This window comes from Psychrosphaera sp. (assembly GCF_982872775.1).
In genome coordinates, this window is the sequence record NZ_CEYNSH010000010.1 from 83891 (window position 1) to 85389 (window position 1499).

1 protein-coding gene is annotated in these 1499 nt (G+C 45.7%); it reads left to right on the forward strand.

Annotated features, from left to right (window positions below; genetic code table 11):
* Positions 1-1499, forward strand: a 1499-nt coding sequence (locus AC4E96_RS04900; RefSeq protein WP_490255055.1) for a VCBS domain-containing protein, incomplete at both ends; no start/stop codon positions are given.

Genomic DNA, 1499 nt, shown 5'->3' on the forward strand with positions numbered 1-1499 from the left:
TTACGGTTGATTTAACCGGTACAAACGATGTTCCGGTTATAACGCCAGTTGTTGCGGCATTGACCGAAGGTGAGCTGAGCTTGACCGGTCAAGTTAACGTAACGGATGCAGATCTAACCGACGTAAATAGCTTTGTTACTGCTAATTTAACAGGTACGTACGGCAACCTTACGATTGATGCGTTAGGTAATTATGTTTATACACCGACAGCGGCCATTGACTTATTAGCCGTTGGTCAAACAGAAACTGAACTATTTACCATTGAATTAGCCGACGGCACCCAGTCCACAATCACTATTAATTTGACGGGTACTGATACACTAGCAACGGTTTCAAGTTCAGCAGCCTCTGTAGTTGAAAATGTTACTCCTACGGTAACCGGCTTGTTAACAGCAACTGATCCTGACAGTACAGCACCAACATTCATCGCTGCGACAATTCCAGGTTTATACGGTGATTTGACTGTTGATGCTAGTGGTTTCTGGTCTTATGCAACAAACTCTGGCGCTGACGCTTTAGCGTTGGGAGCGACAGGTAATGATGCCTTTACGGTCAACCTATCAGATGGCTCAACAACAACTGTCAATGTTTCGGTTACTGGTACTGATGACGTGCCGGTGATATCGACAGGTAGCGGGACAATTCACGAGGATGCGTCCTCTGCAATAAGTGGTACCTTAACGGCCACTGACCCAGATAATCCAGGCCTTGCTTTTGAGGCTGGAACGACCGCTGGTTTGTTTGGAGACTTTACTATTGATAGCAACGGTAACTGGTCTTATAGCGTTAATGCGCTAGCAAACAATCTAAAAAGTGGAGACATTGGTAAAGAGGTTTTCCAGGTTCGTCTGAACGACGGCAGTATTACCCAAGTCGAAGTCGATGTAACAGGCGCTTATGACTTTAGTCTATTAGGTGGCGTATTTAGCCTGCTTGGCGCAACCGTTGATGGACTGGCGAGTATCACGACATCACTTCTTGGCGAAATAACAGATGCTCTGTTTACCGTTGCAGGGCAAGCAAATGACCCTGGTCCATTGTTATACGTTGCGACCGAAATTGATGGCGACTATGGACGTTTAATCATAGATGCGACGGGTGCCTACAACTTTATTGCTCGTTCTGCGGCAGACATTGCTGAAGGTACTGTAGTTCAACAGGTATTCACTCTTCCTATGAGCGACGGAACTTATACATCGTTGCAACTAGATATAACTGGTACAACAGGTTTACCTGTCATAAGTCAGGCAGTAGGTACCTTACAAGAAGATGTCCTACCTTCAATAACTGGTGAAATTGCCGTTGGCGGAAGTAGCTTAGCATCTGTCGGAACAGTGGTTTCTGGAACTTATGGTGACCTAACCATAGGTGCGAATAGCACTTATGATTTAACTCTAACAGCTGCAGCACAAGCACTGGGCGCTGGTGAGCGAGTTACTGAGACGTTTGACGTTCCTCTTGCTGATGGTAGTACTGTCGCATTGGTCGTGAATATATTA